The sequence below is a fragment of the Arthrobacter sp. P1_D4 genome, from assembly GCF_056406115.1.
This window is the reverse complement of sequence record NZ_JBFUAU010000016.1, coordinates 235354-259039: the sequence shown is the minus strand read 5'-3', so window position 1 is coordinate 259039 and position 23686 is coordinate 235354. Positions and strand designations below refer to the sequence as shown.

The following is a 23686-nucleotide window of genomic DNA, read 5'->3' as shown; positions in this document are numbered from 1 at the left end:
TCGTCGTCGTCAGTGCTAGCGTCCGCTCACGACGGAGGTCTGAACGGGATGTTCCAGGCTCCGTATCACCCTGTTTGTGACGTCGTCGATCCCGCCCAAGCCGTCAACTTGGGCCAGTATGCCGCGCTCGGCATACTTCGCCACCACAGCTTCCGTCTGCCCGTGGTACAGGTCCAGCCGGTGGCGGATCACGGCCTCGTTGTCGTCGCTCCGCCCGGTTTCCTTGGCACGGTGCAGGAGACGGGAGACCAGTTCCTCGTCGTCGGCAGTCAACTGCAGGACGACGTCAAGAACCTGGTCTACGGACGCCAGAATGTCGTCCAGCTCGTCAACCTGGCATGTGGTGCGCGGGTAGCCGTCCAGCAGGAAGCCTGACGTGGCGTCTTCCTGCAGCAGTCTGTCCCGCACCATCTTGTTGGTCACGCTGTCCGGGACGAAGTCGCCGTTGTCGATGTACTGCTTTGCTTCCAGCCCCAGCGGCGTTCCGCCTTTGACGTTGGCTCGGAAGATGTCGCCGGTGGAGATCGCAACGACGCCGAGGCGCTCGGATATCCGTTCCGCCTGGGTGCCTTTGCCGGATCCGGGCGGGCCAATAATCAACATTCTCGTCATTTGTGAGTCCTTCGTGGTGCCGTCGTTGAAAGGGTGCGTCAAGGGGCCCGCCGCTGTAGCGGCGGCCCCTTGATCGGCTTTAGAAGAAGCCGAGCTTGTTCTCTGAGTGGCTGACCAGCAGGTTCTTGGTCTGCTGGTAGTGGTCCAGCATCATGGCGTGGTTCTCGCGGCCGATGCCGGAGGACTTGTACCCGCCGAACGCGGCACCGGCGGGGTAGGTGTGGTAGTTGTTGACCCACACTCGGCCGGCCTGGATCTCACGGCCGGCGCGGTAGGCGACGTTGCCGTTGCGGGACCAGACGCCGGCGCCGAGGCCGTAGAGGGTGTCGTTGGCGATACTGATGGCGTCGTTGTAGTCGCTGAACCGCGCCACCGACACGACAGGGCCGAAGATTTCCTCCTGGAAGATCCGCATTTTGTTGTTGCCCTCGAAGATGGTCGGCTGGACGTAGAAGCCACCGGCCAGGTCTCCGTCGAGCTGTGCCTGGTTCCCGCCGGCGAGGATCCTGGCGCCCTCCTGGAGCCCGATGTCGATGTAGGAGAGGATCTTCTCCATTTGGCCTACAGACGCCTGGGCACCGATCTGGGTGGTGGTGTCCAGCGGGTTGCCCTGGATGATCTGCTGCGTGCGGGCCACGGCGTCGGCCATGAAGGAATCGTAAATGCCGTCCTGGACGAGGGCGCGCGACGGGCTGCTGCAGACTTCGCCCTGGTTGAAGGCAAAGAGCGTGAAGCCCTCCTGGGCTTTGTCGTAGAACGCGTCATTGGTGTCGGCGACGTCGTTGAAGAAGATGTTCGGGCTCTTGCCGCCGAGCTCCAGCGTGACCGGAATCAGGTTCTGGCTGGCGTACTGGCTGATCAGCCGGCCGGTGGAGGTTTCGCCGGTGAAGGCGATCTTGCGGATACGCGGGCTGGAGGCCAGCGGCTTGCCGGCCTCGACGCCGAAGCCGTTGACCACATTGAGGACACCGGCGGGCAGCAGGTCCGCGATGAGCTCGGCCAGCACCAGGATGGAGGCCGGGGTATTAGACGCGGGCTTGAGGACGACGGCATTGCCGGCGGCCAGGGCCGGAGCCATTTTCCAGACGGCCATCAGGATCGGGAAGTTCCAGGGAATGATCTGGCCCACGACGCCGAGCGGTTCGTGGAAGTGGTAGGCCGTGGTGTCGTCGTCGAGCTGGGACAGCCTGCCCTCCTGGGCCCGGACGGCGGAGGCGAAGTAGCGGAAGTGGTCCGCCGCGAGCGGGATGTCCGCGTTGAGGGTTTCGCGGATCGGCTTGCCGTTGTCCCAGGATTCGGCGACGGCGAGCATCTCCAGGTTCGCATCGATGCGGTCGGCGATCTTGTTCAGGACGGCGGCGCGCTCGGTGGCCGAGGCCTTGCCCCAGGAGGGAGCGGCTTTATGGGCGGCATCAAGCGCCAGCTCAACGTCGGCGGCTGCGCCTCGGGCCACCTCAGTGAATTGCTTGCCGTTCACCGGGGAGACGTTCTCGATGTACTGGCCGGTAGTAGGAGCCACCCATTCGCCGCCGATCCAGTTCTCGTAGCGGTCCTTAAACTGGACCTTGGATCCTTCTTGGCCGGGCTGGACATAAACAGTCATGGTTACTCCTCATGGGAAACAGACGTCTTCGTCCTGGCCGCAAGCCTAGAACTTCAAAGGTTGCGGCCACGCTGCAACGGGGCCGTCTGCTGCTCCCTGACCTTCCGCTGAGCGGCCTCTGCCAGCCATCGATATGCTCGCTGTGTCGGCACAAATTGACGCCTGCGCATGCGAGGAGGGACCGTGATCCTGTTTCTTACGGTTGTGAGCGGCCTGGCCTGGACCGTGGTCTACGTCGATGCCATCCGGATCGGCTTCAAGGACCGGAGCTACGCGATCCCGGCCGCCGCGCTGGCCCTGAATTTCGCCTGGGAGGCCATCTACGCCACGCGCTCCATCGCGACCGGAATCACCGCCCAGGGGGTCTTCAATATCGCGTGGGGCCTGGCCGACGTCGTGATTGTGTACACCTTCCTGAAGTTCGGCCGCTCCGAGCTGCCGGCCTGGGTGACGCGGCGGCTGTTTATCGGCTGGGCGCTCCTGCTGGGCGTCACGTCCTTCGCGGTACAGCTGCTGTTCGTCGTCCAGTTCGGCTGGGACGACGCGGCCCGCTACGCGGCGTTCCTGCAGAACCTGCTGATGTCCGGGTTGTTCATCGCCATGTTCGCCGCCCGGGCCGGCACCCGCGGCCAGACCCTGCTGATCGCCGTGGCCAAGTGGGTCGGTACCCTCGCGCCTACGATCGCGCTGGGCTGGTACGGCAACTCGCCCCTGATCCTGGGCGTGGGGGTGCTCTGCAGCGTCTTTGACCTGGTCTACATCGGCCTGCTGTGGCGGGCCCGCCAGCCGGGAGCCGCTAGAGGGTGACGACGATCTTGCCCTTGGCGTGGCCCTGTTCGAGCGCGGCGAAGGCTCCCCCAATTTCCGCGAACGGGTAGGTGCGGTCCATGACCGGCTGCACGTGGCCGGCGTCGACGAGGGCCGCCAGGGTGCGCAAATCATCCCCGCTGGGGTGCATGAACAGGTAACGGTAGCTGGCTTTCGCCTTGCGGGCGCGGCGGCGGATGCCCATGCTCATCAGCCAGAACGCGGCGGTGATCATCGGCGGCGAGCCGAGGTCTTTCGTCGCGGTGAGCGGCTCGGGAACGCCAGCAATGGATACCACCCTGCCGCCGGGCCGAAGAATGCGGAAGGAATCCCTGAGGGTCACGCCGCCGACCAGGTCCAGGACCGCGTCGAACCCGCGCAGTACCGCGGAGAAGTCATCCCGGTTGTAGTCGATGACGGCGTCCGCCCCCAGCCGGCGCACCAGCACCTCGCCGCGGGCCGATGCCGTGGTGGTGACCTGGGCGCCGAGATACCTGGCGAGCTGGATGGCGAGTGTTCCCACCCCGCCGGCGCCGCCGGAGATGAAGAGCCGGGTGCCGCGGCCCACGGCAAGTTCATCGCGGAGGGCCTGCAGCGCCGTGAGCCCGGCCAGCGGCAGTCCTGCGGCCTCGGCGAATCCGAGCGACGCCGGCATGGCGGCCACCAATTCCTGCTGCACGCACACCAGCTCGGCGAAGGCTCCAAGCCTGGCCTTGTCCACCCGGGCGTAGACGCGGTCGCCGATGGAAAAGCGGTTGGGCCCAGGTCCGATTGCTTCCACCGTCCCGGCGAGTTCACAGCCGGCAACGATCGGCAGTCGGACATGGCTGATGGGCCGCAGCGCGCCCCGGCGGAACTTGAAGTCCACCGGGTTCAGCCCGGCCGCGGCGACCTTGATCCGGACGTCGCCCGGGCCGGGCTGGGGATCCGGAACATCCCGGAGTTCCATGGCGTCCGGGCCGCCGTAGCGTGTGAGGACGTAGGCGCGCATGCTCAGTCCCGTGCGGACCCGGTATCGCCGGCCGGAGCATCGCCCGGCGCAGCTTCCGCGTCTGCTGCTGCAGCGTCTGCTGCCGTGTCTGCTGCGGGGACGTCATAGGAGAGGAACTCGTAGTCCGTGTCGTCCGCCTCGTCGAGCATGTCGTCGAGTTCGTTCAACAGCCAGGGATTGATCCGGGCCAGGATTTTCCGGGTTTCCTCGACAGGAACGGCGGCGTAGAGCACCGGGCGGGCATCATCATAGCGGGTGACCGGGGGCTTGTCCGGCCACTTTTCGGCCAGCGCCTTGACCCGTTCGGGCAGCGAATTGTGCGCGTTGTCGGCAATCTTCACGAGCGTGGCGTCGTGGTCCTCGGCGATGTACCGGATGCCGGCCTGGTAGTCGTCCGGATTCTCATGCAGGCGCTTCGTGACCCGTTCGATGATGTCCGCGGCACGCTCGGAGACCCCCATGTCCAGCAGCGCCTGCCGCGTCATCGGGGTATCCTCCGCGATGTCGTGGAGGTACCCGGCGATCCGGATGTCGTCGTCGAAGTCCGCCAGGGCGTCCCCGACGGCGAGCACATGCTCCCGGTATGGCCGCTTGAGCTTGTCCTTCTGGCGGTTGTGGGCCACCTCGGCCAGGACCTTGGCTGTCTCGACAGTGAAGCGGGGCTGGGGGTGTGCGGGCTCGGTCATGAATCCAGCCTACGCGCCGCGGCTGTCCGTCCCTGCCCGCAGGCCGGTTCCCGGATGCGCCCCCTTGTGCGCTCCCGGCACCCTGGGCCACACCCAGGGCTCGCGGGGCAGGGCGGCCGGGTCGAAGGCGGCGAGGACATCGTCGAGGCGGCCCGGCGGGAGGCCAAGGGAGTCCAGCAAAGTGTCCCGGACCTGGTCCGCGCCCACCCCGGCCAACGCCAGGTCGGCGAGCGTGACGGCGCCGTCGCGCTTGGCCAGCCTGGCACCGTCGGCGTTCAGTACCAGCGGCACATGCGCATATTCCGGAACAGGCATATTGAGCAGCGAGGCCAAATATGCCTGGCGCGGCGTGGACGGCAGCAGGTCATCGCCGCGGACCACCTGGTCGATGCCCTGCGCGGCGTCGTCCACCACCACGGCCAGGTTGTAGGCGGTCACGCCGTCGTTGCGCCGGAGCACGAAGTCGTCGACCACCCCGGTGTAACTGCCGTGGAGCACGTCCCACACCGTCGCCTCGGCCACGGTGGAGCGGAGCCGGACAGCCGGCGGCCGGGCGGCCCGCTTGGCCTCGCGCTCGGCGCCGCTGAGGTTCCGGCACGTTCCCGGGTAGGCGCCCAGCGGAGCGTGCGGTGCCGAGGGGGCCTCCTGGATTTCGCGGCGGGTACAGAAGCACTCATAGGTCAGGCCGGCCGCCGTCAACTCCGCGATCGCCCCGTCATACAGGTGCTCACGCTCCGTCTGGCGCACGACGCCGCCGTCCCAGCTCACGCCGATCGCCGCCAGGTCGCGGAGTTGTTCGGCCTCGGCGCCGGCCCGGGCACGGTCCAGGTCCTCCACCCGCAACAGGAACCGCCGCCCCCCGGACCGGGCGAACAGCCATGCCAGGATGGCCGTCCGGAGGTTGCCCACATGCAGTTCGCCGGAGGGACTGGGGGCGAAGCGGCCAGCTGAGGTCATGTGACTAGCCTATGCGGAGCAGCACAAGAGCCCCTCAGCTACCGATGACTTCGGGAAATCCGACGTCGGTGGCTCAGGGGCTCTTGCCGCGAGTGCGTTGTGCGGAAAGACGATGCGTGAACAAGAGTCAATCAGCGGCTGGTTCCTTGCGGGAGCCTCGTTCGGGGTCCGGGTGGTGTGCCGGGATGTCCGTAGCCTTCGGGATCGTGGCGGTGGCCTCGTCCCCTTGTTGTCACTATTTGAGCAGAAGCCCTACAGTTGATGCAACGGACCTGCCCCAGAGTAGTCAATCTGATCAACCACAGCCCGGGCCGCGAACAGGAAGTAGTCATTTTGCAGGAGCTCGACGCGACGGACCGGCGGATCCTCGCCGCGCTGGACGAAGATCCCCGCGTGCCGGTCATGGTGCTGGCGCAAAAGCTGGGCCTGGCCCGCGGCACCGTCCAGTCCCGCCTGGAGCGGATGTCGGCGTCGGGCGCGCTCCGGCCGAACAGCAGCCGGGTGCTGCCGTCCGCCCTGGGCCGCGGCGTGGCGGCCGCGGTCAGCGCGGAACTGGACCAGAGCCACCTCAACGAGGCAATCGCCGCCCTGCGCAACATCCCGGAAGTGCTCGAATGCCATGCCCCGGCCGGCGATACCGATCTCCTGATCCGGGTGGTGGCCAAGAGCCCGGACGATCTCTACCGCGTGTCCGAGGAAATCCGGCTGTGCCCCGGAATCGTCCGGACCTCAACGAGCATGTTCCTGCGCGAGGTCATTCCCTACCGGACCACGGGACTGCTCGGCGCCTGAGCAGGCGGCCGCGTTTAGACCGGCGGCCCGGCATTGGCCTTCAGGTTCTTCATGACCAGCGTTGACGTCAGGCGCTCGACGCCGGGCAGCGAGGTCAGTTCACTGTCGTAGAAACGCTGGTAGGACGGCAGGTCCTCCGCGATGACCTTGAGCAGGTAGTCCGGCGACCCGAAGAGCCGCTGGGCCTCGACGATGTTGGGATTGCCGGCCACCCGGCTCTCGAAGATCTCCATGGTGGAACGGTCCACCTGGCGCAGGGTCACGAACACGATCGCCTCGAAACCGAGCCCCACCGCGGCCGGATCAATATCCGCCCGGTAGCCCCGGATGATCCCGGCGGCCTCCAGATCCCGCAGCCGGCGATGGCACGGAGCCACGGTCAACCCCACCTTGGCCGCCAGGGCCGTGGCAGTCATCCGGCCGTCCGATTTGAGGTAGCGCAAAATACTTCTGTCAATGGCGTCAATCACGCAATTATCTTACCCGATAGCGGTGATTCTTCAGTAAATAAGCGAGCACTTCCCGGCCGAATTTGCCTAGAGTTTTTCTTGTACCCGCCACGGGGTGCCGCACTCCTGGAGCCCGCCATGAACCCCCAGCTTTTCCTCGCCTTCCTGGTTGTCGCCGTCGCCCTGGCATGCACCCCCGGCGTCGACTGGGCCTATTCGATCGCGGCCGGGCTCCGGCAGCGCAGCTTCGCGCCCGCCGTCGCCGGTCTTTGCGGGGGCTACGCCCTCCACACGGCGCTGCTGGTGCTGGGCCTGGCGGCACTGCTCGCCGGGATGCCCGGCGTGCTGGGCTGGCTGACCGCGGCGGGCGCCCTCTACCTGCTGTGGCTGGGCTTCAGCACCCTGCGGTCCTGGCGCGGGGCCAGCTTCAGCACCGGCACCGCTGCTCCCGGTGCCGCCACACCCGCGAGCCAGTTCCGGGTTTTCCTCCAGGGCATGGGCATCAGCGGAATCAACCCCAAGGGCCTGCTGTTCTTCGTGGCCCTGGTGCCGCAGTTCGTCAGCCCTGACGCCGCGTGGCCGGTCCCGGTCCAGTCGGGTCTGCTCGGGCTGACCTTCATCCTGCTCGTGGGCGTCATCTACAGCTGTGTGGCACTCCTGGCGCGGAAACTGCTGCAGGCCAGGCCGGGCGCAGCGCGCCAAGTGACGCTGGCCAGCGGGATCATCATGCTGGCCCTGGGCGCCTTGCTGCTCGCCGAGCAGATTGTGCCCGCCCTCAGCGCAGCCATGACGCACGGGTGAGGGCGCGAATCCGCCCTGGGGCTACTTGCGCTGCATGTACCACTCGGTGAAGGACGACGCGCGGCCGTCCGCGGTCAGTTGGATGACACACAAGTTGTCATAGCTCCGGCTGTTGCCGCGATAGGTCGTCAGGCCCTGCACAAACGCCCGGCCGCCGTCGACCCCCAGCAGCTTCCATTCAAACATCCAGTCATCCGGCTCATCACGCCCGGCAAGCCAGTGCTCCACGATATCGTCCCGGCCCTGCCACGGTTCGGCTTCCTGGGGGCTGGTCGCATAGATGGCGTCTTCGGTAAACAGCGCCCGGATGTCCTCCGGATCGTTCGTCGTCCACGCCGTGATGTAGTGCTGCATCCAGCGCTCCACCGCATCTCTCATGCCTCGTTTGTACTCCGCGCCCCAGGGGCCCGCAAGAGTAGTGGATACGTGGATTTGGCCGCGATCGGGCGTGGAAGCCTGTCAGTCGTCGTCAGCGCGCCCGTATTCGCGGTCCCAGAGTTCGTGCATTTCGGCGTCTTTGCGGATGGCTTTCACGGCCTCCAGCTGTGCAGGTTTGTGGCGCTGCCAGTCCCGGCCGCCGAGGGTTTTGCGGCCCGCCTCGAGGAGGAGCAGGGCGGTGTCCGTCAGCGCGTCGCTGCGGAGGGTGAAGTCAGTCTTCCGGCGCCGCAGGACTTCCTGCAGGGCAGACCGGGATGCGGTGTAGGCGCCGAGCCTGCGCAGCGACCGGGCACGCACCAGCAGCAGGGCCGCGGACAGATCATCCGCGTTCAGCAGGCCCTCGGTCTCTGCCACCACGTCGACGTCGCGTCCCAGCTCGGCCTCCAGCGAACAGCGCGCCAGGGCGAGCGGCAACGACGGCGGCAGGCCGGCCAGCGCCGCCAGCGCCGCCTCCGTCTGGCCGGTCTCGCGCAGGGAATGGGACAGCGCCAGGAACACGGCCTCCTCGGAGAAGAGCACCGGAACCTCAATCCGCTCGGCCACCTCCACCCTGGTGACCACGCCGGCCAGGTATTCGCCGGCGTAGCGGTTGGCGTCCTCGTCGTTCCGCAGTCTCAGGCCGTGCTGCAGGAGTTCGGACGCGCGCAGGTGCCCGCCGTGGGCGTACGCCAGCAGCCCGGCCATGAGATAGCACACCCCTGCCCAGCCGGGGTAGGAACGGGCCAGGGTTATCAGGCGGTCAGGATCGGTGCTGCCGAAGACGGCGGAGTGCACGGCTTTCATCCTCTTGGCGGAGGTCCGGCCCCCTACCCTGCCCAGCCGGGGCACCCCGCCTTCGGCGGCCAGCGTCCCGGGTGCCCGGCCCGCCATGAGTCCGGCCACCGCGCCGCCCACGGTGCCGGCCAGGCCGCGGACGGGTGTCCGTACCACTACCTTGCGGAACGGCGTCAGGTCGCGGGTGTCCGTGTACGGCCTGCGCTGGCCGTCGGGACTTTCGCCGTCAGCAAGCTGGCCAGCGGGAATGCGGCCGTCGGGAATTTGGGGGGCGGATTCGCCCAGTCCGGCGCTCATTCCCCCATGGTAGTAGGCTCCGGCAGGCCGCTGCTAGGCCGCCGAGGCCACCCAGAGGCCGATCACCCAGGTGCTCGCGGCGAGGCACGCGAGGCCGAATTCCACGATCATGCCCAGGCCCGTGGCCTTCAGCGCGGCCCAGCTCGAGGCCACTGCGGTGCCGAACACACGGGTCCGCTGCAGCTCGCTGAGCAGGAGCCCGGCGGCGAAGCCCACAAAGAGCCCCACCACAGGGATGACGAACATGCCGGCCACGCCCAGCACGAGGCCCACCACCACGGAACGGCTCGGGATGCTGTGCTCCTTGAGCTTCCGGCCGGTCAGGACAGTGCTGGCGGCCATGCCGGCCAGAACGAAAAGCATCCCGATCCCGAAGACCACCCAACCGGTGGTCCCGGCGCCGCCCCACAGAGCCCAGGCCAGCAGGCTCGCCCCGATCAGGATGCTGCCGGGCAGAACGGGAATGATCGTCCCGGCAACGCCCACCACGATGGCGAGGCCGCAGAGCACTGTCACGACATTCTCGGGGTTCATCGCACCAGTCTATGGCCGGGCCCGGGGCTGCCGTTGACGGCCCCGGGCCCGGGAATGCCGGCGCCTAACTTCCGGACGGCTCCCCGTACATGACGGAGTAGTGCGAGATGTCCTTGCCCGAGTAGTGCGAGATTGTCACGGACAGCTGGCTGGAATAGAAGTAGTCGATCTGAGCGCCGAGGCCCTGCTTGGCCGAGCCGGCCTTGACGCAGACGGCAATGATCTCCAGACCGTCCGGGGCGGTGATTTCCAGCGACTTGATGCCGTCGGCCACGTCTATTCTGCCGGTGTCCCATTCCGGACAGAGCTGGCCCTCCGGCTCGAGTTTTCCGGATCCCGGACGGAGTGCTGGTGGTTTCCCGCCGAACGACAGCGGCGACGCTCCCCCTCAGGGAAGCGCCGCCGTCGTCGTCCGGTGTCGGATGTTTTCTGACGCGGTCCGGCTACTCGGCGGCCACTGCCGCGGCGACTGCCGCGGAGACAGCCGGGGCCACGCGCGGATCCAGCGGGCTGGGCACGATGTAGTCCGCCGAAAGGTCATCCTCGGCCAGTTCCGCGATGGCCCGGGCCGCGGCGAGCTTCATGGCCGGCGTGATCCGGCGGGCGCCGGCGTCGAGGGCGCCGCGGAAGATGCCGGGGAAGGCCAGGACATTGTTGATCTGGTTCGGGAAGTCGCTGCGTCCGGTGGCGACGACGGCCGCGTACTTGCCCGCGACCTCCGGCAGGACCTCCGGGTCCGGGTTCGACAGGGCAAACACGATCGAGCTGTGGTTCATCAGCTTGAGGTGCTCCTCGTCCAGCTTCGAAGAGGAGACCCCGACGAACACGTCGGCGCCGAGCAGCGCCTCCCCCGGGCCGCCTGTCACGCCACGCGGGTTGCTGCGGGCGGCGAGCTGGGCCTTCTTGCTGGCCGGATCGGCGGCGATGTCCGCGCGGTCCTTGTTGATGGTGCCGCGGGAGTCCAGGAGGACGACGTCGCCGATCCCGGCCGTCAGCAGGATTTCGGCGACCGCGATCCCGGCGGCCCCGGCGCCGGAGACCACCACACGCAGGCTGTCGAGGGTCCGGCCGGTCACCTTGGCGGCGTTGGTCAGGGCGGCGAGGACTACGACGGCGGTGCCGTGCTGGTCATCGTGCATGACCGGGCAGTCCAGCGCCTCGATGAGTTTCTCCTCGAGCTCGAAGCAGCGGGGCGCGGCGATGTCCTCAAGGTTGACGGCGCCGAAACTGGGGCGCAGCCGGACAAGAGTCTCGATGATTTCGTCGACGTTCGTGGTGTTGAGGACCAGCGGGATGGAGTCGAGTTCGCCAAAGGCCTTGAACAGCGCGGACTTGCCCTCCATCACGGGCAGCGAGGCGCTGGCGCCGATGTTGCCCAGCCCCAGCACGGCCGTGCCGTCGCTGACCACCACCACGAGGCGCTGGGCCCACGTGAGCGTCTTGGCGAGCTCCGGGTTGGCGTGGATGGCGCGGCTGACCTGGGCGACACCAGGTGTGTAGGCGATGGAGAGGTCGCGCTTGCTGGCAAGCGGGACGGTGCTGGAAATCGACAGCTTGCCGCCCTCGTGGGATGCGAAGATTTCCTCGTCGCTGAGCACGGCTACTGCCTCAGCCGGGGAGGTGGAATCGGCGGGAATGATCGTTTCAGTGGACACGTCGTTGTCTCCTGGGGCTCACCGTGGGCGCACGGCTCATGGAAGCTCAAGCAAGGATGCTCAAGTTGGTCTGGCAGGGGCGGCGGCGACCAGAGGTGGCGGTCGCCGGTGTTTCCCCGAATTGCTGGCGTCAGCCGGCTCCGGTCCAGCAATGGTAAACAGGGCATCGCGCCCGTTACGCCCGCCGGGAGCGTTACCACCCCGCGGTGAAACGTTTCCCCTCCAGAATATGTGACCCGGATCACACGCGGGAGGGCATATTCCGGGCTGCTGGTCTAGACCAGTTACGCGGCCTGCGGGGCCCGCTGCAGGAGGGAACAGGCCTTCTTCAGGTCCTCCTCCGCTTCGAAGAGGGACAGCCGGCGGCAGCGGACGGCCTGGACCAAGCCCGTAACCGTGAGCAGCAGGACCCGGGCCACTGCCGGGTCGCCGCACGCCGCAGTGACTGCCTTCTCGGCCGTCGCATCGATCTCGCGCAGCAGCCGCGTTGTGTCGTTGTCCTTGACGTAGACCGCCCGGTTGAGGGACTGCTCCACGGCGGGCTGCATCAGGCGCATGTGGAAGATCTCCATCACCACTCCCGCGAGGGCCTGGGCCGCGACCTTGCCGGCCGCCGGCGAGCTCCCCGCGAGCAGTTCGCCCAGTTGCTTGCGGTACAGCGCCAGGACCAGTTGGGTGGCCGACGGGAAGTAGCGGTACAGCGTCCCCAGTGGCACGTCCGCCTTGGCCGCCACCTCGGACAGGACCACGGAGTCCAGGCCTTTGCGGGCAAACCCCGCGGCGACATCAAGGATCCGCACGTAACGGAGCCGCTGCCGGGGCAGAGTGGGTGGAGGGGCCATCGGTGGAAGATCTGAGTGAAAATCAGGCATCAGCAGCGTTCCGGGGGGTCGTTTTTCTCGGCAGCCGGGCGCGATCCGCCCACCGCGCTGCCGCGGCAATTGCCGTCCACTATACGCCACGAATCCGGGGGCCCGGCGAGTAGACCGGGGCGCCGAAGCCCCTGTACGGAACGCGGCCGGGTCAGTCCACGCCCTTGATCTTCACCACGAACACGGCCCCCAGAAGCCCAATCACGGCGGCCGCCACGTACAGCGCCACATAGCCGCCCCAGAAGGCAACAAAGGGGTACGCGATCAGCGGGGCGAGCACTTGCGGCAGCGAGTTGGCAATGTTGATGACGCCAAGATCCCTGCCCCGGTTCAGGGCCGTGGGCAGCACCTGGGTAATGAGGGCAAAGTCCACCGCCAGATAGCAGCCGAAGCCGATGCCGAGCACGGACGCGCCGATCAGCGCACCCGGCCAGGTGGGGGCGAAGGCAAGAATGAGGGAGGCTGCGGCGATCACGGCGGATGAGATGATGACCAGCGGCTTCCGGCGGCCCAGGCGGTCGCTCAGCCGGCCGCCGACCACGCTGGTGATGATCACCATGACCGCATACAGGCCCGTGAGGATCAGGACGCCAAACTCGGGCTCGATACCCTGGGTTTCGCGGACGCGGACGGCGTCGTTGAGGAAGAACAGCAGGTAGAGGGTGACCATATGGTTGCCGATGTTCACCAGGAGCCGAGTCAGCCAGGCCCAGGCAAAATCCGGATGGCGGGCCGGGGAAATCCAAAAACCCCGCACAAAGCCGCCCAGGCTGAACGGCGGACGGGCCTGCGCAGGCAGCGGAACGTCGTCGTTCTTGTAGTAATAGAGGACGACGCCGGCGAGCAGCGCCACCGCGCAGACAACATACCCCGCGGCGAAGTTTCCGGCGACGGCGGCGGCGATCGCCGCCCCTGCCAGGATTCCCGCTGTCTGGCCCATGGCGGCAAGGCCGCCGACCATGCCGCGCTGGGGTACCGGCACGCGGTCCGGGATGGCCGCCGTGATGGCCGCATAGGCGCCGTTGCAGCCGGCCTGGACGAGGCACCAGAGCAGCGTCATGGCGGCAACGCCCGGGGCGCCCGCCAGCGCGATCAGGGCCGCGGCACCCAGGACGGCACCGAAGAGCACCCACGGCACCCGCCGCCCCCGGCGCGCGGTGGTCCGGTCGCTGAAGGCGCCGAAGAGGGGGTTGGCCACCAGGGACACGGCCGCCCCCGCACCCGTCACGAGGGCGAGGATGGCTTCCTTGTCCGGTTCGCTAAAGGCTGCCGCCTGCTGGCCGAGGAGCACCTGGAGCGGGCCGAAGAATGCCGCGTTGATGCCGACGTTGACCAACACCACCCCTGCCGTCCAGACAGGCCGGACGCGGCGTTCGGGTTCGGCGAGCGCCGGCGCGGTGGTATCGGACATGCTCATGGCTCCCCCTGGAACTGATGCTCAGGCATATGTATCAGTGCGCAGCCAGACTACCGGGACTCGGCGGATCTGGGCGCAATGTGCGAGTCTCGATCATGAAACACACTGCCAACCCGCTCTGCCATGCCATCCCGTAAACACGCAAGGAGTCACTGTGAACGCTTCCGCCCTGAATACTGCAGACCTTTACGACGAGCGCGGCGGGGAGCTGGAATCCGTGTCGGTGCAGTTCCAGTCCCTGGGCGGGCACACGCATTTCAGCGGACCGGTCCGGACCATTCGCTGCTTTGAGGACAACGCGCTGGTCAAGACCGTGCTGGCCACTCCCGGCCACGGCTCCGTCCTGGTGGTCGACGGCGCCGGTTCCCTCCGCACGGCACTGATGGGGGACATGATCGCGGCGAGCGCCGTCGCGAACGGCTGGGCCGGCGTCGTCATCAACGGTGCCATCCGGGACCGGCTCGCCATCACGGCTCTGCCGCTCGGGGTCAAGGCACTGGGCAGCAACCCGCGCAAGAGCGCCAAGGACGGCGCCGGGGCAATCGACGTGCCCCTGGAGATCGACGGCGTGGCCATCCGCCCGGGCGTGATGATCTGGTGCGATCCGGACGGGATCCTGGTCGAACGGTAAGGACTTTCTTCTCCCCGAGGTAGTGGCGGGAACAATTCAGCCAGTAACATAGTTACTGAAAGCAACTATCCGCTTAATCCCCCACTTCACCTTGGAGCAGTCATGTCCAAAACCACCTCCGTGCGCGCCGCGGGAGAGGTCCTGACCCACCGTCAGACCATCACCGTCATGGTGGGACTCATGCTCGGCATGTTCCTGTCTTCGCTGGACCAGACAATCGTGTCCACCTCGATCTACACGATCGCCAATGACCTCGACGGCCTCTCCCTGCAGGCCTGGGCCACCACCGCCTACCTCATCACCTCCACGGTGAGCACGCCGCTCTACGGCAAGCTCAGTGACATCTTCGGGCGCCGCCCGCTGTATCTCATCGCCATCGTGATCTTCCTCGCCGGTTCGCTCTATGCCGGCTCGGTCCACTCGATGACCGAACTCGCCATTGCCCGCGGCATCCAGGGCATGGGCGCCGGCGGCCTCCTGGCCCTCGCCCTGACCATCATCGGCGACATCGTGCCGCTCAAGGACCGGGCCAAGTACCAGGGCTACTTCATGTCGGTCTTCGGCATCTCCTCCGTCCTGGGCCCGGTGATCGGCGGCGCCTTCGCGGGCACCGAAACCATCCTCGGGATCGACGGCTGGCGCTGGGTGTTCCTGATCAACATCCCGATCGGTCTCGCGGCCCTCACAGTGGTGTTCATGTACCTGCACCTCCCCGCCAAGCACGTGAAGCAGAAGATCGACTACTGGGGCGCCGCGGCCATCACGCTGGCCATTGTGCCGCTCCTCCTCGTGGCCGAACAGGGCCGCACCTGGGGCTGGAGCTCCGCGAACTCCTACCTCTGCTACGGGCTCGGCGTCGTGGGTATCATCGCGTTCCTGCTTGCCGAACGGCACGCCGCCGACTACGCGCTGATCCCGCTCCGGCTGTTCCAGAACATCACCTTCGGCCTGTCCTCGCTGCTGAACTTCATCATCGGCATCGGCATGTTCGGCGCCATCGCGATGCTGCCCATGTACCTGCAGCTGGTCAAGGGCCTGACCCCCACCGAGGCCGGCCTCATGATGATCACCTTCACCGTGGGCATCCTCACCGGCTCCATCACAGCGGGCCGGACCATCTCGGCCTCGGGCACCTACCGGATCTTCCCGATCCTTGGCACCGCTACGCTGACGGTGGCCGCCGTCGTCATGGGCCTCTCCCTCGGCGTGGACACCCCACTGTGGGTCCCCGGCGCCATCGCCGTGTTCTTTGGCCTGGGACTCGGCTTCTGCATGCAGCCGCTGACGCTGGCCATGCAGGTCTCCGTGCCCTCGAAGGACATGGGCGTGGGCACTTCCTCCGCCGCGTTCTTCCGTTCCATGGGCGGCGCTGTTGGCACTGCCGTGTTCATCTCGATGCTTTTCAGCCTCGCGGCGGACAAGATCGCCACGGGCATGAAGGACGCCGCGCAGAATGCTGATTACCTCAAGGTGCTCAAGGATCCGGCCGTGGCCGCCGACCCGGCCAACGCTCAGCTCTACGACTTCTTCAAGAACGGCGCCAGCAACGACTCGCTGAACGACACCAGCTGGCTGCACACGGCCAACCCGACGCTCACCCGTCCCATCGTCGAGGGCTTCGCGCAGTCGATCGACACCGTCATGCTCACGGCCGCCGTGCTCACCGGCATCGCCTTCCTGATCACGTTCGCCCTGCCGAGTCTTTCTGGACTGCCGGCCGTCGTCGTCTGTCCTCAGCCGCAGCAGCGGCAAAGTGTATGTTTCGTCTCACTTTCCGGTGGTTGTGACAGGCGGCACGCCGGGTCGGGTGCAAGACTGGGTAGTTGCGGCGAAGGCCGTGGACCGCGAACTGCCAAGGGAGCCGTATGACCACCACCCATGACCAGACCGCCGCCAAGATCCCAAAAAGGGTCATTTGGCTGGCCGTAGCGGGCGCCGTCGGCGGCTTCCTCTTCGGCTTTGACTCCTCCGTCGTCAACGGCGCCGTCGACGCGATCAAGGACGAGTTCGCCCTCAGCGAGGCTGTGACCGGCTTCGCCGTCGCCGTGGCCCTCCTCGGCTGCGCGGCAGGGGCCTACCTGGCCGGCAAGATCGCCGACCGCTACGGCCGGATCCCGGCCATGAAGCTGGGCGCGCTGCTGTTCCTCGTCAGCGCCATCGGCACCGGGTTCGCGTTCGGCGTCTGGGACCTGATCTTCTGGCGCCTGGTGGGCGGGCTCGGCATCGGCCTGGCCTCGGTGATCGCGCCGGCCTACATTTCCGAAATTTCCCCCCGCCACGTCCGGGGCCGCCTGGCCTCGCTGCAGCAGCTGGCGATCACCACCGGCATCTTCGCCGCCCTGCTCTCCGACGCCGTGTTCGCGACGTCGGCCGGCGGCGCGGACCAGGCCCTGTGGCTTGGTTTGGAAGCCTGGCGCTGGATGTTCATGGCCGCCGCCGTCCCCGCGGTCGTCTACGGCTGGATCGCCTTCACCCTGCCCGAATCGCCGCGGTTCCTGGTGTTCCAGGGCAAGGACGAGGAGGCCCTCAGGGTCTTCAATTCGATCGCCCCGGACGATGACTCGGACCGGCACCTGCGCGACATCAAGAAGGCCATCGACGAGGACAAGCTCGCCGGCCAGAAGGGATCCCTGCGCGGCAAGGCCCTGGGCCTGCAGCCGGTGGTCTGGATCGGTATCATCCTGTCCGTGCTGCAGCAGTTCGTCGGCATCAACGTGATCTTCTACTACTCCACCACGCTGTGGAAGGCGGTGGGCTTCCAGGAAAAGGATTCGCTCACCATCTCCGTGGCCACCGCCGTCACCAACATCCTGGTCACGCTCGTGGCAATCGCCCTGGTGGACCGGATCGGTCGCCGTCCGATCATGCTGGCCGGCTCCATCGGCATGGCCCTCTCGCTGGGCACCATGGCGCTGGCCTTCGGCTCGGCCACCGGGTCCGGCGACGCGATCTCGCTGCCGGGTGCGTGGGGGCCAGCGGCGCTGGTCGCCGCCAACGTCTTCGTCATCAGCTTCGGCGCCTCCTGGGGCCCGCTGGTGTGGGTACTGCTGGGGGAGATCTTCCCGTCCCGGATCCGCGCCCGGGCCCTGGGCCTGGCCGCGGCCGCGCAGTGGATCGCCAACTTCGCCATCACCCTGAGCTTCCCGGTCATGGCCGCGGCCTCCCTGCCGCTGACGTACGCCATGTACGCGCTGTTCGCGGCGGCGTCTTTCTTCTTCGTCATGTTCAAGGTCCCGGAGACCAACGGCATGTCCCTGGAGCAGGCCGAAACCCTGTTCGTACCCAAGGGATCCGCAAAGGAAGCCGCCAAGGAATCCGCGAAAGAGTCCGCCAGGGCCTGAGCCGGCGCTTCTGTCAGGCCCGCCGCGCCTTCAGCGTTCCGACAAAGAACGCCCATGCTTCCTCGGAAGCATGGGCGTTCTTTGTCACCTCAGCGGGTTCTGCACAACACCGGGCGTTGCTACACCACGTGCGGCTCGTGCGCCGCCAGGTAGCGGCGTCCGCCGAAGACGACGGCAATGGCGGCCACCATGGCCAGCGCGCCGGCGAAGAAGGGCACCTGCGGACCGAAGTGCTCGCCCAGCTGCGCCGCGGCAAACGGTGCCAGGGCGCCGCCCATCCAGCGCACGAAGTTGTAGCCGGCCGAGGCCACCGGCCGCGGCGAGTCGGACACGCCCATGGCCAACTCCGTGTAGATGGTGTTGTTGATGCCCAGGAGCGCCCCGGAAATGACCACGAGGACGACGACGGCCGGCACCGAGTGCCCGGCGGCCAGGCCCAGTCCCACAAGGTCGAGCATCAGCAGGACCAGGGTGCCGGTGAGGACCCGGACCGCTCCGAAGCGGTTCTGCAGCACGGGGGCGGCAAACACTGAGAAGACCGCGACGGCCACACCCCAGCCGAAGAACACCCCGCCGATCCCGTAGGCGTCCATGCCGAGGATGAACGGCGTGAAGGCGAGGACGGTGAAGAAGCCGTAGTTGTAGAACAGGCCGCTGGCCGCAGTCGTCCGCAGCCCCTTGTGTCCGAGGGCCAGCAGCGGATCCCGGAGCCGGACTTTCCGCTCGGGCAGCGGCGTCTTGGGCAGCAGGGCAATCAGCGCGATGAATGCGGAGGCCATCAGCACAGCCGTGCCGAAGAACGGGGCGCGCCACTGCCAGCCGCCCAGCAGTGCGCCCAGGAGCGGGCCAAGGGAAATGCCCAGGCCGAGCGCGGCCTCGTAAAGGATGATCGCCGTGCCGGCGCCGCCACTTGCGACGCCGACAATCACGGCCAGCGCCGTGGCCACGAACAGGGCGTTGCCCAGCCCCCAGCCGGCGCGGAAGCCGATGAGCTCAGCCACGCTGCCCGACGTGCCGGACAGGGAGGCGAACACGACGATGACCGCCAGCCCGATCAGGAGCGTCCGCTTCCCGCCGATCCGGGAGGAGACGTAGCCGGTGATCAGCATGGCGACTGCGGTCACCAGGAAATAGCTTGTGAAGAGCAGCGACACCTGGCTCGGCGAGGCGTCCAGGTTCTTGGCGATCGCCGGCAGGATGGGGTCCACCAGCCCGATCCCCATGAAGGCGAACACTGCCGCGAGGGCCGTGGCCCACACTGCCTTGGGCTGTTTGAGCAGTGAGGCCTTCTCGGCCTCGAGGGTTACTTCCGCTGCCGGCAGGGTGTCGGCGGGCTGGCCGTGCATGGGGGCACTCCTAAGTGATTGGAATTGTTGGGTGAAGATCAGGCCAGGAGCGTCGCGTTGATCCTGCCGATGACCGGGAGGGCGGCCGCGAGAGCGGCGCGGTCTTCGTCCGAAAGGGACGAGAGAACGCCCGCCATGACGGTGTTGCGGCGCTCATTGGCGGACGCGACGGCGGCGAGGCCGGCGTCCGTGAGGGTGACCCGGACGGCGCGGGAATCGTCGGGGTCCGGCTCGCGCCGGGCGAGGCCGGCGCGTTCGAGCTTGATGATCTGCTCGGTGGCACTGGGCACCTTGACGCCGAGGTTCCGGGCGATTTCGCCCACCCGCACGCCGCCTGCGGCGGTCCCGGCGTCCAACAGCATCTTGAGCATGCTGAGCTGGGCGGCGCTGAGTTCGCCGTCGGCGTCCAAGCGGCGGACGAGGTAGATGCTGTGGCGGAGGGCCTCGCGGAAGTCCTCGGCGAGAGCGAGGAGGCCGGGGTCAGCCGATTCACTGGCGTTCATAGTTAGGTAGCCTAACAGTTAGGCAACCTAATGGTCAACGGCCAGCCCCTCCCTCACTTTTCGCGTCAAAAACACAGACCCTCCCTCACCAGAAGTGAGGGAGGGTCCGTGTATCGGACAATCATCTGAGGGAGCGTCGCCCAAAAACCCGCGCGATCTGAGGGAGCGTCGTTGGGCTGGAGCGGCTAGACGACCGCTTTGGCCTCCTCGATGAGGGAGGACACGGCGGCAAAGAGCGGGTGGTCCGCCGGCAGGCCAGTGATCTTCTCCGTGGCCTCGTCCGGCGTGGACGCGGAGAGGATTTTCGCCAGCTCCACGGCCTCGGCGTCGGCCGGATCACTGAAGCGCAGGGCCGCGGCGATGGCCCCGAGAAGCGCCTCGGGGACAATTCCGCGTTCGGCCAGCTCGGCAGCGGGACCGATGAAGCGCTCATGCCGGCTGAGTTTGCGCAGCGGGGCACGGCCCACCCGGGTGACGGTGTCCGGCAGGTGCGGGTTCGAGAAGCGGCCCAGGATTTTTTCCACGTACGCCTCCTGCTCGGCCCGGTTGAAGCCGTGCTTGGCCACCAGCAGCTCCTTGGTTTCGTCCAGGACAGCGCGCACATCGGCCGCGACGTCCTGGTCGGCCATGGCCTCGGAAATCTTGCCCAGGCCGGCCTCGAATCCGAAGTAGGCCGCCGCCGCATGCCCCGTGTTGACGGTGAACAGCTTCCGCTCGATATACGGTTCCAGATCGTCCACGAACGTCGCGCCCGGGACCACCGGCTCGTTCCCGGCGAACGGGGTACGGTCGATCACCCACTCATAGAACGTCTCCACCGTGACGTCCAGGCCCTGCCCGGCCTCCTGGTTCGGCACAATCCGGTCCACCGCCGTGTTGGCAAACACGGCGGCCGCGTCCAGGGCGCCCGCGGCCGGATCCCACTGGGCAACGACCTCGGATTTCAGGATGTCCGTGGCGTTGATCGCGTTCTCGCACGCCATCACCTGCAGCGGCGCCAGCCCGGCGGCACGGGCAGCAATCCCCTTGGCAATCACGGGCGCCACGAACTTCAGGATGTGCGGCCCCACGGCGGTGGTGACGATGTCCGCCGTCGCGATTTCCGCGACGACGTCGGCCTCCTGGGTGCCGGAGTTCAGCGCCCGGAAGTTGTTGACGGTACGGACTGCGGGGTTCTCTCCCACTTCGTGGACCTCGTAGCTGTCCGCGGCGGCCAGCTCGGTGATGAGGGCGTCCGCGACGTCGGCGAACACCACCTCGTACCCTGCGTCGTGCAGCAGCAGGCCCACGAAGCCGCGCCCGATGTTTCCGGCTCCGAAATGAACAGCCTTCACTAGGAGTTGACCTTTCCGAACAGGGCCAGCACTTCGTCAACCGTGGTGGCCGCCTCGAGCTGGGCCACCTGGGCCTTGTTAGTGAAGACCTTGGCGATTGAGGACAGGATGTGCAGGTGTTCGTTGTTGACGCCGGCCACACCGACGACGAACTTCACTTCCTTGCCGTTCCAGTCGATGCCGTTCGGGTAGCGGATAACGGAGACCGCCGACTTCATGATGTGGTCCTTCGCGGCATTGGTGCCGTGCGGGATGGCCAGGAAGCTGCCCATGTACGTGGAGACCGATTCCTCGCGTTCGTGCATGGCGTCCACGTAGCCGGAGTCGACGGCGCCGCGGTCCAGCAGAAGCTGCCCGGCCTCGTCGATCGCGGCGTCCCGCGTGGTCGCATGGCCGTTGAGGACGACGCTTTCGGCCACCAGGATGCCGGCGGGACCCTCCTCGGCTTCTGCCTCGGCGGCCGCGGGGGCGGTGCCGGCGGCGGCCGCGGCAGGGGCCGCGTCCGTGGTGCCGGCTTCCGTGTTGCTGGCCTCGACCAGTTCCACGATCTCGTCGTACCGCGGGCTGTTCATGAAGTTGTCCACAGAGACATGTACGGCGCTGGCGGTCGCGGGCTTGGCCCGTTCGGTCAGGTCCTGGTGGGTGATGACGACGTCGTACGTGTCGGTCAGGTTGGCGATCGCGGAGTTGGTGACCTTGACGTCCGTGAATCCGGCGGCCTTGATCTTGTTGCGGAGCACCGAGGCGCCCATCGCGCTGGAGCCCATGCCGGCGTCGCAGGCAAAGACGATGTTCTTGATCGGGGTGGCGAGGACGGCGACGCCGCTGGCGCCCACGCCCTCACCGATCAGGGCTGCGGACACCGAGCTCTTCTTGCCCTTCAGGGCCTCCATCCGGTGGGTGGCCTGATCGAGGTCGTCTTCGGCGGGCGCCTTGCTGGCTTTCAGGACCACCGAGGCGATCAGGAAGGACACGGTGGTGGCAAAGAGGACGGAGAGCGTCACGCCGACGTAGCTGTCGCGTGCCGTGGAGGCGTAGACCGCGATGATGCTGCCCGGGGCTGCCGGGGACCGGAGTCCGGCACCGGTGACCACGAGCGTAAAGATGCCGGTCATGCCGCCGCCGATTGCGGCGAAGATCGTCATCGGCTTCATCAGGACGTACGGGAAGTAGATCTCATGGATACCGCCGACGAACTGGATCACGGCTGCGCCCGGCGCGGACGCCTTGGCCAGGCCCTTGCCGAAGAAGGAAAAGGCGAGCAGGATGCCGAAGCCCGGACCGGGGTTGGCTTCAAGCAGGAACAGGATGGACTTGCCCTGCTCGAGCGCCTGCTGCGTGCCCAGCGGGGTGAGGATGCCGTGGTTAACGGCGTTGTTGAGGAACAGGACCTTTGCGGGCTCGATGAAGATGCTAGTGAAGGGCAGCAGGCCGTTGGTGACCAGGAATTCGACCACGGCGCTGGCGCCATTGCTGAAGGCCTTCACGATCGGGCCGACCACCAGCATGCCGACGACCGCCATGGCGGCGGCAACGATGCCTGCCGAGAAGTTGTCGATCAGCATTTCGAAGCCGGGCTTGACGCGGCCTTCCCAGATCTTGTCCAGCTTCATCATGATCCAGGCAGTGAGCGGGCCAAGGATCATGGCGCCGATGAACATGGGGATGTCGGTACCGACGATGACGCCCATGGTGGCCACCGCGCCCACCACGCCGCCGCGCACGCCGTAGACCATCCGGCCGCCGGTGTAGCCGATCAGCAGCGGGAGCATGTACGTGATCATGGGCCCGACAAGCTTGCCGAGCTCCGCATTGGGGAAGAAGCCGGCCGGGATGAAGAGCGCCGTGATGAAGCCCCAGGCGATGAAGGCGCCGATGTTGGGCATGATCATTCCGGACAGGAACGTCCCGAATTTCTGGACGTGTACGCGCATGCTGGTGCGTGGTTTCGCAACTGTCTCTGTTGCCATGTGAGTTCCTAACCGTCGTTCCCGCTGCATTGCAGGATGGTCCGATAATTTCGCCGAGCTAGCTGGTGGAGCTGTTGGAGATCCGGTGGAGCCATTCGAGGAAGAGTTTGAGTTCCGAGCTGGAGAGCTGGTCCGAGTGGGACGCCTGGAGGGCTGCGTTCAATGCGATGGCCGCCACAACCACTGAGGACTTTCCGCTGTCCACAGAACCGTTGTCCCGGGCCTGCTCGGTGGAAACCGCAAAGATCATGGCGTCGCGGGTCATGGCGGAGAGCTCGAGGTTCCGCTCCGGCACCTTTTCCGCGATCAGCATGAGGGTCATGCCCACATTGGCCGCCAGGATGGACCTGGCCGCCTCCTTGGGCGGGACGTTGAGCTGGCCGGAGACAGCCGCCTTGTTCAGCATTTCCTCCATGAGGGCCTCGGCATCGGCGACGATGGCCGGGCGGCTCTCAGGGCGGATATTGCCGAACATGACGAGGTACAGTTCCGGCTGTTTCAGCCCGAACTGGACATGGTTGTCCCACATCCTCCGGATGTCCTCCAGAGGCTGGCCAGAGGGCGCGAAGTCCCGTTCGCCCGCGACATATTCGTCGAAACCTGCTGCGACGACGGCGTCGAACAGCCCTTCTTTGTCACCAAAGTGGTGGTAGAGGGTCGGTGCCGTGACACCGGCCAGCTGCGTGATCTGGCGGGTCGAGACTGCGGATCCGCCGGAGTTGGCCAGCAGCTCGGCGGCCGCACGCAGCAGCCGGGCTTTGGGTGGTAGCTGGCCATCGATACTCATAACCGCTACCCTAGCACCTATAGCAACGCTATATGAACTGCATCACATACAATTTTTTCAGGTGCCGTGACCCGCCCGCTGCCGTAGCC

General features: G+C 67.0%; 24 protein-coding genes. 6 read left to right on the top strand and 18 right to left on the bottom strand.

Features of this window, described 5'->3' with window-relative positions:
• Positions 1–15: 15 nt before the first annotated feature.
• Both AC1D0A_RS16715 and exaC read right to left on the bottom strand, forming a co-directional pair.
• On the bottom strand, positions 16–603 hold the full coding sequence (locus tag AC1D0A_RS16715; protein ID WP_476946336.1) for an adenylate kinase: 588 nt from the start codon (positions 601–603) through the stop codon (positions 16–18).
• 88 nt (positions 604–691) lie between these two features.
• Entirely contained in the window at positions 692–2215 is a 1524-nt protein-coding gene (exaC, locus tag AC1D0A_RS16710; RefSeq protein WP_476946332.1) for an acetaldehyde dehydrogenase ExaC, read from the bottom strand.
• A gap of 183 nt (positions 2216–2398) precedes the next feature.
• Between exaC and AC1D0A_RS16705 the strand changes: the two genes are divergently transcribed.
• Positions 2399–3022 (top strand): transmembrane-type terpene cyclase, encoded by a 624-nt coding sequence (locus AC1D0A_RS16705; protein WP_243178050.1) that lies wholly within the window; start codon positions 2399–2401, stop codon positions 3020–3022.
• Here AC1D0A_RS16705 and AC1D0A_RS16700 read toward each other — a convergent pair.
• From AC1D0A_RS16700 to gluQRS, 3 genes are read right to left on the bottom strand one after another with little or no spacing between them, the layout of a single operon-like run.
• Positions 3012–4013 (bottom strand): NADP-dependent oxidoreductase, encoded by a 1002-nt coding sequence (locus AC1D0A_RS16700; protein ID WP_476946331.1) that lies wholly within the window; start codon positions 4011–4013, stop codon positions 3012–3014. The two genes, AC1D0A_RS16705 and AC1D0A_RS16700, sit on opposite strands and share 11 nt — an antisense overlap.
• Before the next feature lie 2 nt (positions 4014–4015).
• Entirely contained in the window at positions 4016–4699 is a 684-nt protein-coding gene (locus AC1D0A_RS16695) for an HD domain-containing protein (RefSeq protein WP_243178052.1), read from the bottom strand.
• 9 nt (positions 4700–4708) lie between these two features.
• Entirely contained in the window at positions 4709–5656 is a 948-nt protein-coding gene (gluQRS, locus tag AC1D0A_RS16690; RefSeq protein ID WP_476946330.1) for a tRNA glutamyl-Q(34) synthetase GluQRS, read from the bottom strand.
• A gap of 333 nt (positions 5657–5989) precedes the next feature.
• Here gluQRS and AC1D0A_RS16685 point away from each other — a divergent pair, with 333 nt between their 5' ends.
• Positions 5990–6448 (top strand): Lrp/AsnC family transcriptional regulator, encoded by a 459-nt coding sequence (locus tag AC1D0A_RS16685; protein ID WP_176803545.1) that lies wholly within the window; start codon positions 5990–5992, stop codon positions 6446–6448.
• A 14-nt stretch (positions 6449–6462) separates the two neighbouring features.
• Here the strand turns inward: AC1D0A_RS16685 and AC1D0A_RS16680 are convergent, their stop codons facing one another.
• Positions 6463–6918 (bottom strand): Lrp/AsnC family transcriptional regulator, encoded by a 456-nt coding sequence (locus tag AC1D0A_RS16680; RefSeq protein ID WP_079555658.1) that lies wholly within the window; start codon positions 6916–6918, stop codon positions 6463–6465.
• A 117-nt stretch (positions 6919–7035) separates the two neighbouring features.
• Between AC1D0A_RS16680 and AC1D0A_RS16675 the strand changes: the two genes are divergently transcribed.
• On the top strand, positions 7036–7698 hold the full coding sequence (locus AC1D0A_RS16675) for a LysE family translocator (protein ID WP_028277561.1): 663 nt from the start codon (positions 7036–7038) through the stop codon (positions 7696–7698).
• 21 nt (positions 7699–7719) lie between these two features.
• Here the strand turns inward: AC1D0A_RS16675 and AC1D0A_RS16670 are convergent, their stop codons facing one another.
• The 7 genes from AC1D0A_RS16670 to AC1D0A_RS16640 all read right to left on the bottom strand — a co-directional run bounded on the left by AC1D0A_RS16670 (position 7720) and on the right by AC1D0A_RS16640 (position 13685).
• Positions 7720–8076, bottom strand: a complete 357-nt coding sequence (locus tag AC1D0A_RS16670; protein ID WP_476946329.1) for a nuclear transport factor 2 family protein — start codon at positions 8074–8076, stop codon at positions 7720–7722.
• A gap of 81 nt (positions 8077–8157) precedes the next feature.
• Positions 8158–9207 carry a hypothetical protein gene (locus AC1D0A_RS16665; RefSeq protein WP_243178054.1) on the bottom strand — a complete coding sequence of 350 codons (1050 nt, stop codon included), beginning with the start codon at positions 9205–9207 and terminating at the stop codon, positions 8158–8160.
• A gap of 33 nt (positions 9208–9240) precedes the next feature.
• On the bottom strand, positions 9241–9741 hold the full coding sequence (locus AC1D0A_RS16660) for a DUF456 domain-containing protein (RefSeq protein ID WP_476946328.1): 501 nt from the start codon (positions 9739–9741) through the stop codon (positions 9241–9243).
• Between the two features lie 64 nt (positions 9742–9805).
• A complete protein-coding gene (locus AC1D0A_RS16655; protein ID WP_476946327.1) occupies positions 9806–10015 on the bottom strand; it encodes a hypothetical protein in 210 nt (69 codons plus the stop codon).
• 169 nt (positions 10016–10184) lie between these two features.
• Positions 10185–11378 carry an NAD(P)-dependent malic enzyme gene (locus tag AC1D0A_RS16650; protein ID WP_476943142.1) on the bottom strand — a complete coding sequence of 398 codons (1194 nt, stop codon included), beginning with the start codon at positions 11376–11378 and terminating at the stop codon, positions 10185–10187.
• Between the two features lie 302 nt (positions 11379–11680).
• A complete protein-coding gene (locus tag AC1D0A_RS16645) occupies positions 11681–12238 on the bottom strand; it encodes a TetR/AcrR family transcriptional regulator (protein ID WP_439954085.1) in 558 nt (185 codons plus the stop codon).
• A 181-nt stretch (positions 12239–12419) separates the two neighbouring features.
• Positions 12420–13685 carry an MFS transporter gene (locus tag AC1D0A_RS16640; RefSeq protein WP_243178058.1) on the bottom strand — a complete coding sequence of 422 codons (1266 nt, stop codon included), beginning with the start codon at positions 13683–13685 and terminating at the stop codon, positions 12420–12422.
• Positions 13686–13839: 154 nt separating this feature from the next.
• Between AC1D0A_RS16640 and rraA the strand changes: the two genes are divergently transcribed.
• The 3 genes from rraA (at position 13840) to AC1D0A_RS16625 (ending at position 17657) form a co-directional block, all read left to right on the top strand.
• The gene (gene rraA, locus AC1D0A_RS16635) at positions 13840–14316 is read left to right on the top strand and encodes a ribonuclease E activity regulator RraA (RefSeq protein ID WP_476946326.1); all 477 of its coding nucleotides are present in this window, start codon (positions 13840–13842) and stop codon (positions 14314–14316) included.
• Between the two features lie 102 nt (positions 14317–14418).
• Positions 14419–16185, top strand: coding sequence for an MDR family MFS transporter (locus AC1D0A_RS16630; RefSeq protein WP_476946325.1), 1767 nt, complete (start codon positions 14419–14421; stop codon positions 16183–16185).
• Positions 16182–17657, top strand: coding sequence for a sugar porter family MFS transporter (locus tag AC1D0A_RS16625; RefSeq protein ID WP_243178060.1), 1476 nt, complete (start codon positions 16182–16184; stop codon positions 17655–17657). The genes AC1D0A_RS16630 and AC1D0A_RS16625 overlap by 4 nt, the downstream gene beginning before the upstream one ends.
• 119 nt (positions 17658–17776) lie before the next feature.
• Here AC1D0A_RS16625 and AC1D0A_RS16620 read toward each other — a convergent pair whose 3' ends face one another.
• From AC1D0A_RS16620 to AC1D0A_RS16600, 5 genes are all read right to left on the bottom strand, one after another.
• Entirely contained in the window at positions 17777–19003 is a 1227-nt protein-coding gene (locus AC1D0A_RS16620) for an MFS transporter (protein WP_028277571.1), read from the bottom strand.
• A gap of 38 nt (positions 19004–19041) precedes the next feature.
• Positions 19042–19506, bottom strand: coding sequence for a MarR family winged helix-turn-helix transcriptional regulator (locus tag AC1D0A_RS16615; RefSeq protein ID WP_476943126.1), 465 nt, complete (start codon positions 19504–19506; stop codon positions 19042–19044).
• A gap of 185 nt (positions 19507–19691) precedes the next feature.
• On the bottom strand, positions 19692–20840 hold the full coding sequence (locus AC1D0A_RS16610) for a mannitol-1-phosphate 5-dehydrogenase (RefSeq protein ID WP_476943125.1): 1149 nt from the start codon (positions 20838–20840) through the stop codon (positions 19692–19694).
• On the bottom strand, positions 20840–22810 hold the full coding sequence (locus AC1D0A_RS16605) for a PTS mannitol transporter subunit IICBA (RefSeq protein ID WP_243178064.1): 1971 nt from the start codon (positions 22808–22810) through the stop codon (positions 20840–20842). Before AC1D0A_RS16605 ends, AC1D0A_RS16610 begins: the two co-directional genes overlap by 1 nt.
• 58 nt (positions 22811–22868) lie before the next feature.
• Entirely contained in the window at positions 22869–23597 is a 729-nt protein-coding gene (locus AC1D0A_RS16600; protein WP_028277575.1) for a TetR/AcrR family transcriptional regulator, read from the bottom strand.
• Between the last annotated feature and the right edge of the window lie 89 nt (positions 23598–23686).